Here is a 7,407-nt window from a genome sequence, read left to right as displayed (position 1 = left end):
GCGTGCTGCCTCGTCGAACTGCCCGGCGTCGAGAATGGTGCCGGCGCCGACGATGGCGTCCTCGACCTCGCCGGCGACGCGCCGGATCGCTTCCAGCGCATCGGAGGTGCGCAGCGTGATCTCGATCGCCGGCAGGCCGCCACGGGCGAGCGCGCGGGCAAGCGGCACCGCATCAGCGACATTGGCGATCTTGAGCACCGGAATGACGGGCTGGCCATTGAGGAGCGACAGGAGCTTCTCGGTCTTGCTGGGCATTCGCTTGGTCTCTCCGGTATCGATCGATTTCAACCGATTAGCAGAAGGGGTATCCCGAGTCCACGAAACGAGGCGTGTCGCGATGTCACGCACCGGCGGCGGGGGCCAACCGCTTCCGCGGACGGCGGCTGGCCGGCTCCGCCTTGAATCGGCTTTCACCACGGTTTAGTGGCATGGCGATGACAATTTCCACCCGAACCAATTCTGTGCGCGTCGCCGCGCTGTACAAATTTGCCCGGCTCGACGGCTTCGAGGCCCTGCGCGCGCCGCTCGCGGCGTTCTGCTGCGGGCGCGGCATCAAGGGCACGCTTCTGCTTGCGCATGAGGGCATCAACGGCACCGTAGCCGGCAGCGAGGCCTCCATCGCCACGCTGGTCGACCATCTGAACTCCATCGAAGGCCTCGCCGGCCTCGAGGTCAAATACAGCACCGCCGCCGACATGCCCTTCCACCGCATGAAGGTGCGGCTGAAGCGCGAGATCGTCACCATGGGCGTCGAGGATCTCGATCCGGCGACCAGCGCCGGCACCTATGTCGCGCCGGCCGACTGGAACGCACTGATCTCGGACGAGAACACCATCGTCATCGACACGCGCAATGCCTATGAAGTGTCGATCGGCACCTTCAGGGGCGCGGTCGATCCGGCGACCGCAAGCTTCCGCGAATTCCCGGCCTGGGTCGAGCGGCATCGCGACCAACTCGAAGGCCGCAAGGTGGCGATGTTCTGCACCGGCGGCATACGCTGCGAGAAGGCGACGGCCTATGTGAAATCGCTCGGCTTCGAGGATGTGTTCCATCTGAAGGGCGGCATCCTCAAATATCTGGAACAGGTGCCCGCCGAAGAGAGCCTGTGGCAAGGCGAATGCTTCGTCTTCGACGAACGTGTGTCGGTGTCGCATGGCCTTGCCGAAGGCGAGGCCGAACTCTGCCGCGCCTGCCGGCATCCGCTGACGGTCGAGGACCGGCTGTCGCCGCGCTATGCCGCCGGCGTGTCCTGCCCGCATTGCCACGAGGTCCGCTCCGACGAGGATCGCGCCCGCTATGCCGAACGCCAGCGACAGGTCGAACTGGCCACCGCGCGAGGCAAAGGCCCGCATATCGGCAGCTAGCACCGTTGCCGATCTTCGTCGCATCACCACGCGACGGAGTAGCGGTCGATGACCCACAGCCACGTGCCATCCGCTTGCCGGCGGGCGACCTCGGTGGTGATGGTGCCGTCGGGAAGCCGGGTCGAGGTGAGCGCCAGGTCGCCGTTGATCGCGGCGGACCGCTGTTCGCCGCGCTGGAATTTTCGTCCCGCCTCGATGATCTCGGCGAACAGCGCGCGGATGGCCTCGCGGCCACGCGTCAGGTCCTTCTCGCCGCTGTCGATGACGGCGTCGGGCGCGAACAGCGCCACCATGCCGTCGATGTCGCCCGCCCATTGCCGGGCGATCAAAAGACGTTCCAGGTCCTGCGGATCACGCGCCGGCTGGCGGGCCTGCTCATTGGCCATTGCAAGGCTCCTCTCCTCGACAGAACCCAGATTAGGCCAGAGCGAGGCCGGTTTCGACACATCGGTTCCAACTTCGAGGCGCCCCCGCATTTGTCGCAAAGCGCCTGCCCGTCATTGTAATGTCAGCATGCGGGACCTACGTCTGCGACGTCCAAACCTGCTCGTCCATGTTTCGGCGCGGGCCCAATTCTGGAGGCATTGATGTTCGATCCCAAGAAGCTTCTCGACGATCTGCTCGGCTCGCAGGTTCCCGGCACCAGCGGCACCGTCCGCGACAAGGCCGGCCAGGCCGTGCAGATGGCCAAGGACAATCCGCTGGCCGCCGGCGCGCTGGCCGCGGTGCTGCTTGGAACGGGAACCGGCCGGCAGGTGACGGGCACCGCCATCAAGCTCGGCGGGCTGGCCGCGATCGGCGGCCTCGCCTACAAGGCCTACCAGAACTACAAGGCCGGCAACGCGCCGGCCGAGACGCCGGCTGCCGGCGAGCCCGAACTCTTGCCGCCGCCCAAGGATACCGCCTTCCACCCCTCGCAGGCCCCGCAAGGCGAGGAGGAGTTCACGCTGACGCTGGTGCGGGCGATGATCTCGGCGGCGAAGGCCGACGGCCATGTCGATGACGAGGAGCGCCAGAAGATCGCCGGCAAGCTGCAGCTCGCCGGCATCGGCACCGAGGCGGAACAATTCCTGATGGCGGAGCTGGAGAGCCCGCTCGACCTGGATACGCTGGTCGCCGGCGCCCAGACCGACGCGCAGAAGCTCGAACTCTATACGGCCTCGCGCCTTACCATCGATCCCGACACGCGCGCCGAACGCGGCTATCTCGACCTGCTTGCTGGCCGTCTCGGCCTGCCGGACGCGCTGGTCGACCACGTCGAGGCGACGGTGTCGGCGGCCAAGGTGCCGGTTTCCGACAAGCCCGGAACCTCGCCCAATCCGCGCTGGTGAGGCGGAGGCGGAACAGCCGACGCCGCGCACGGTAACGTCTCGTTAACCGAGGAAGCGCATCATTCTAAGCAGTCGGACCGGCTTTTCCTCCTCCCAAGCCCGGTTCAGATCAGGGCGGTCGCCAATGACCGCCCTTTTTGTCGGGCCTGATGGCTGACAGTTGGCTTGCCATCGCTTGCGTCATTTGCGATGCCAAGTTGCAGCGATGACCGGAGGACACCGATGACTGCCATGACAGAGAAAACCGCCATCGTTACCGGCGCCGGCACAGGCATCGGCAAGAGCGTCGCCACGGCGCTGCTCAGGAACGGCTGGAACACGGTGTTCTGCGGACGCCGCAAAGCGGTGCTGGAGGAAGCGATCGCCGAGGCCGGCAAGACCGAGGCCAAGGCGCTGGCGGTTGCCTGCGACATCAGCAAGGCCGATCAGGTCGACGATCTGTTCGAAACGGTGGTCGAAGCCTTCGGCCGCGTCGACCTGCTCTTCAACAATGCCGGCATGGGCTACAAGTCGACGCCGATCGACGAGATCCCGGTCGAGGTCTGGAACGATATCGTCGGCGTCAACCTCACCGGCTCGTTCCTGTGCGCCCGCGCCGCCTTCGGCGCCATGCGCCGGCAAAAGCCTATGGGCGGCCGCATCATCAACAACGGCTCGGTGTCGGCCTATGCGCCGCGTCCTGGCTCGGTGCCCTACACGGCGACCAAGCACGCCATCACCGGGCTGACCAAGACGCTGGCGCTGGACGGCCGGCCCTACGACATCGCTTGCGGCCAGATCGACATCGGCAATGCGCTGACCGAGATGGCGCAGCCAATGACGGTCGGCGTGCCGCAGGCCAACGGTTCGATCGCCGCCGAGGCGGTGATGGATGTCGAGCGCGTCGCCGACGCCGTCGTCCACATGGCCAGCCTGCCGCTCGACGCCAATGTGCTGTTCATGACGGTGATGGCGACGAAGATGCCGTTCGTGGGGAGAGGGTAGTTTCGCCGGCGCAGGGTGAGCGAAACCTTCCCTGTGTCCGTTCGCGGCAGTTGTCAGGTGGTTCCCCCACTCCGTCGCCGCTTCGCGGCGCCACCTCTCCCCCCTCCGGAGGGAGAGGAAGGGAGCTAGGCTGGAATAGGTTCGCGCCCTTCCTCTACCCCGTCGATCGGGGGAGAGGTGTCGCCGCGAAGCGGCGACGGAGTGGGGGTCGACCCTTGGGCGCTGCATGGGCGGTCGGCTGCCTCACTTCTTCAAGAAGGTCTCGATCCGCTCCAGCGCGCGCAAGATGTTCTCCTCGGAATTGGCGTAGGAGAGCCTGATATAGCCTTCGCCGAGAGTGCCGAAATCGGGACCGCCGATCAGCGCCACGCCGGCGTCCTCGAGCAGCGCCGAGGCGAGCTTCTTGGCCTTCCAGCCGGTCTTCGAGACATTGGGGAAGGCATAGAAGGCGCCCTTCGGCGTGATGCAGGAGATGCCCGGCAGCGCGTTCAGCCCCTCGACCACGATCTTCCTGCGGTTGTCGAAGGCGCGCATCATCTTTTCGACATCGTCCTGCGGGCCGTCGATCGCGGCGATGCCGGCATACTGGCTCGGCGCGTTGACGCAGGACCAGCAGTTGACCGCCAGCTTGCGCACCTTGTCGTAGAGATGCGCGCCCTTGTCGCCGTTCGGCCAGATCGACCAGCCCATGCGCCAGCCGGTCATCGCCCAGGTCTTCGACCAGCCGTTGAGCACGATCAGCCGGTCGCGGATCTGCGGGAAGTTGAGCAGCGAAAAATGCGTCTCGCCGTCATAGGTCATGACGTCGTAGATCTCGTCGGAGAGGATGGCGACATGCGGATGCGCCTCCAGCCCCTTGACCAGCTTCTCGATTTCGGCGCGCGGGGTGACGCCACCGGTTGGGTTGGCGGGCGAGTTGAGGATCAGCAGCCTGGTCTTCGGGGTGATCAGCGCCAGCGTCTCGTCGGCAGAGAAGGCGAAGCCGTTTTCCTCGCGGATCGGCACCGGCACCGGGGCGGCGCCGGTGAACTCGATCATCGAGCGATAGATCGGAAAGCCGGGATCCGGATACAGGATCTCGGCGCCCGGCTCGCCGAACATCAGGATCGCCGCGAACATGGTCGGCTTGCCGCCGGGCAGGATCATCACGTTCTCCGGTGAGACCTCGACACCAGTGGTGGTCAGCGTGCGGCGCACGACCGCCTCGCGCGTCGCCAGCAGGCCGTTGGCTGGCGTATAGCCATGGTGGCCGTCGCGCAGCGCCTTGATCGCCGCCTCGACGATGTGCTGCGGCGTCTTGAAGTCCGGCTGGCCGATGCCGAGATTGACGATGTCGCGGCCCTGATGGGCAAGTGCGGTGGCGCGCGCCAGCACCGCGAAGGCATTTTCCTCGCCGAGCCGGTCGAAAGCCGCGATCGTGTGGAGCATTTTTCCCGTTCCTGTGGTTCTTACTGTGGGCGAGCGTTTTTGTGAGCGTCCTTCGGCAAAAGTCAAACGGATTGGAGTTTTCGGTGTCGGAAAATCTCAAGGATTGGCAGCCGCGCCCGCGCCCCGAGCGCAAGGTGCTGGAAGGGCGCCATGCCAGACTCGAACCGCTGAGCGCCGCAAAGCACGGCGACGGCCTCTACGAGGCCTCTTCGGTGTCCGATATCGGCGGCCGCTTCGCCTGGCTGCCCGACTATCCGCCGGAAACCCGCGACGCTTTCCAGCCGTGGCTGGACAAGGTCGAGGCCAGTGAGGATCCGCTGTTCTTCGCCGTCATCGACAAGGCGAGCGGCAAGGTCGCCGGGCGGCAGACGCTGATGCGCATCGACCCCGCCTATGGCGTGATCGAGATCGGCAACATCTATTGGGGGCCGCTGATCTCGCGCAAGCCGGCGGCGACCGAGGCGCAGTTCCTGTTCATGAAATACATCTTCGACGATCTCGGCTATCGCCGCTACGAATGGAAATGCAACAACCGCAACGAGCCGTCGAAGCGCGCCGCCGAGCGTTTCGGCTTCAAGTTCGAGGGCATTTTCCGTCAGCACCTTGTGGTCAAGGGCGAAAACCGCGATACCGCGTGGTACTCGATCATCGACAAGGAATGGCCGGCGCTGCGCGAAGCCTACGAGGCATGGCTCGATCCGGCCAATTTCGACGATGAAGGCTGCCAGAAGCGGCGGCTCGAGGATTTCCGCGCCGCGTCCGGCGCGTAGCAGGAGTTCCGCGATGGCGCACAGCCACGATCATGGATCTGGAGGGCATGGCCACAGCCATGGCGCGGGCCATGTGCATGGCTCGACCGACAAGAAGCGGGTGCTGATCGCCGCCTGCCTGACCGCCGGCTTCATGGTCGCCGAGGCGCTCGGCGGTCTGCTGACCGGGTCGCTGGCGCTGCTTGCCGATGCCGGCCACATGCTTGCCGATGCGATCGCGCTCGGGCTCGCGTGGTATGCCTTCCATCTCGCCGGCCGCCCGGCCACAGTTCGCCTGACCTACGGGTTCGGCCGGGTCAAGACGCTGGTCGCCTACACCAACGGCATCGCCATCTTCGCCATCGCGCTGTGGATCGTCTACGAAGCCTGGGGCCGCCTGATGGCGCCGGCGCCGGTGCTCGGCGGGCCGATGCTGGTGGTCGCAACCGCCGGCCTGCTGGTCAACATCGCCTCTTTCTTCGTGCTGCATGGCGGCGACCGCGAAAGCCTCAACATGCGCGGCGCGATCCTGCATGTGCTGGGCGACCTGCTCGGCTCGGCCGCGGCCATCGCGGCGGCCCTGGTCATCCTGGCGACGGGCTGGACGCCGATCGATCCGATCCTGTCGGTTCTGGTCTCGCTGCTGATCCTGTGGACGGCGTGGTCGCTGATGCGCGAGGCCGCTCATGTGCTGCTCGAAGGCGTGCCGGCGAGCCTCGACCGCGACGTGATCGCCAAGGATCTGGAAGTCGCGGTCAAGGGCGTGCGCGAGGTGCACCACATGCATGTCTGGTCGCTCGACGGTTCGAGCAACATGGCGACGCTGCACGCCTGCCTGAACGACGGGGTCGACGCGCACAGCGCGGTCAGCGCCATCAAGAAGCGGCTCGCCGCCGAGCACGGCATAAGCCATGCCACCGTCGAACCGGAATTCGGGCATTGCGCCGACGATGATGACGATCACGATCACGACCATGATCACGCGCATCATGCGGCGCCGCATCGCGGTCACTATCACTGATGGATCGCGATACACGCAATGCCGCGCTTGGCGCGTTCTGGGTGCTGCTCCTGTTCGGCATCGCCGCCTATTTCCTGCCGCGGGTGATGCTGGCGGCCGGCAGCGTCTCGACCATCCTGGCCGCCGCCATCGCGGCCGTCTTCATGGTGGCGATTTTCGTGGTCTTCTGGCTGCGTGGCCGCAGCCAGCGCAAGAAGGATCCTTGAGATGCGCGTGTTGATTACGGGCGCCGCCGGCATGGTCGGCCGCAAGCTGATTGCCCGGCTGGCCAAGGACGGGCAGCTGCGCGGCCGCAAGATCAGTGCGCTCGAGCTGCACGATATCGTGGCGCCTGAAGCGCCCGCCATGCCGGGCGTCGATGTCTCCCTCCACACCGGCGACCTTGCCGCGCCGGGCGCCACGGCAAGCCTGCTCGCGGCGCAGCCGGACGTGATCTTCCATCTCGCCGGCATCGTGTCGGGCGAGGCGGAAGCCAATTTCGACCTCGGCTACCGGGTCAATCTCGACGGCACGCGCGCGCTGTTCGACGC

At 66.2% G+C, this 7,407-nt stretch carries 9 protein-coding genes and 1 pseudogene; 7 read left to right on the top strand and 3 right to left on the bottom strand.

Going from position 1 to position 7,407, the window contains the following annotated elements:
- Window positions 1-255: pseudogene (locus EN780_RS23070) on the bottom strand (keto-deoxy-phosphogluconate aldolase); the annotation flags it as partial.
- A gap of 179 nt (window positions 256-434) precedes the next feature.
- On the opposite strand from EN780_RS23070, the gene EN780_RS23065 reads away from it, so the two are divergent.
- Entirely contained in the window at window positions 435-1,364 is a 930-nt protein-coding gene (locus EN780_RS23065) for a rhodanese-related sulfurtransferase (RefSeq protein ID WP_128275413.1), read from the top strand.
- 23 nt (window positions 1,365-1,387) lie between these two features.
- On the opposite strand, the gene EN780_RS23060 is transcribed toward EN780_RS23065, so the two are convergent.
- Window positions 1,388-1,750 (bottom strand): nuclear transport factor 2 family protein, encoded by a 363-nt coding sequence (locus EN780_RS23060; protein ID WP_128275412.1) that lies wholly within the window; start codon window positions 1,748-1,750, stop codon window positions 1,388-1,390.
- 201 nt (window positions 1,751-1,951) lie between these two features.
- Here EN780_RS23060 and EN780_RS23055 point away from each other — a divergent pair, with 201 nt between their 5' ends.
- Together EN780_RS23055 and EN780_RS23050 are read left to right on the top strand one after the other, a co-directional pair.
- Complete coding sequence (locus EN780_RS23055) at window positions 1,952-2,695, top strand: tellurite resistance TerB family protein (RefSeq protein WP_127285380.1); 744 nt, start codon at window positions 1,952-1,954, stop codon at window positions 2,693-2,695.
- Window positions 2,696-2,926: 231 nt separating this feature from the next.
- Window positions 2,927-3,679 carry an SDR family oxidoreductase gene (locus EN780_RS23050; protein WP_127285389.1) on the top strand — a complete coding sequence of 251 codons (753 nt, stop codon included), beginning with the start codon at window positions 2,927-2,929 and terminating at the stop codon, window positions 3,677-3,679.
- Between the two features lie 243 nt (window positions 3,680-3,922).
- Here EN780_RS23050 and EN780_RS23045 read toward each other — a convergent pair whose 3' ends face one another.
- A complete protein-coding gene (locus EN780_RS23045) occupies window positions 3,923-5,107 on the bottom strand; it encodes a pyridoxal phosphate-dependent aminotransferase (RefSeq protein ID WP_128275411.1) in 1,185 nt (394 codons plus the stop codon).
- Between the two features lie 83 nt (window positions 5,108-5,190).
- Here EN780_RS23045 and EN780_RS23040 point away from each other — a divergent pair, with 83 nt between their 5' ends.
- The 4 genes from EN780_RS23040 to EN780_RS23025 all read left to right on the top strand — a co-directional run.
- The gene (locus tag EN780_RS23040) at window positions 5,191-5,877 is read left to right on the top strand and encodes a GNAT family protein (protein ID WP_128275410.1); all 687 of its coding nucleotides are present in this window, start codon (window positions 5,191-5,193) and stop codon (window positions 5,875-5,877) included.
- 13 nt (window positions 5,878-5,890) lie between these two features.
- A complete protein-coding gene (locus EN780_RS23035; RefSeq protein WP_128275409.1) occupies window positions 5,891-6,877 on the top strand; it encodes a cation diffusion facilitator family transporter in 987 nt (328 codons plus the stop codon).
- The gene (locus EN780_RS23030; RefSeq protein WP_127285384.1) at window positions 6,877-7,083 is read left to right on the top strand and encodes a hypothetical protein; all 207 of its coding nucleotides are present in this window, start codon (window positions 6,877-6,879) and stop codon (window positions 7,081-7,083) included. Before EN780_RS23035 ends, EN780_RS23030 begins: the two co-directional genes overlap by 1 nt.
- Window position 7,084: 1 nt before the next feature.
- Window positions 7,085-7,407: NAD-dependent epimerase/dehydratase family protein (locus tag EN780_RS23025; RefSeq protein ID WP_128275408.1), on the top strand; the 323-nt coding region annotated here is incomplete at its 3' end.

This window comes from Mesorhizobium sp. M4B.F.Ca.ET.089.01.1.1 (assembly GCF_004022605.1).
GTDB classification, from domain to species: domain Bacteria; phylum Pseudomonadota; class Alphaproteobacteria; order Rhizobiales; family Rhizobiaceae; genus Mesorhizobium; species Mesorhizobium abyssinicae.
This window is presented reverse-complemented; position numbering and strand designations above follow the sequence as displayed.

What these genes read in the sequence shown, in the direction of transcription:
- EN780_RS23035 (WP_128275409.1), top strand. Translation starts at nt 5,891, where the DNA reads ATGGCGCACAGCCACGATCATGGATCTGGAGGGCATGGCCACAGCCAT.
- EN780_RS23050 (WP_127285389.1), top strand. Translation starts at nt 2,927, where the DNA reads ATGACAGAGAAAACCGCCATCGTTACCGGCGCCGGCACAGGCATCGGC.
- EN780_RS23045 (WP_128275411.1), bottom strand. Translation starts at nt 5,107, where the DNA reads ATGCTCCACACGATCGCGGCTTTCGACCGGCTCGGCGAGGAAAATGCC.
- EN780_RS23030 (WP_127285384.1), top strand. Translation starts at nt 6,877, where the DNA reads ATGGATCGCGATACACGCAATGCCGCGCTTGGCGCGTTCTGGGTGCTG.
- EN780_RS23055 (WP_127285380.1), top strand. Translation starts at nt 1,952, where the DNA reads ATGTTCGATCCCAAGAAGCTTCTCGACGATCTGCTCGGCTCGCAGGTT.
- EN780_RS23060 (WP_128275412.1), bottom strand. Translation starts at nt 1,750, where the DNA reads ATGGCCAATGAGCAGGCCCGCCAGCCGGCGCGTGATCCGCAGGACCTG.
- EN780_RS23065 (WP_128275413.1), top strand. Translation starts at nt 435, where the DNA reads ATGACAATTTCCACCCGAACCAATTCTGTGCGCGTCGCCGCGCTGTAC.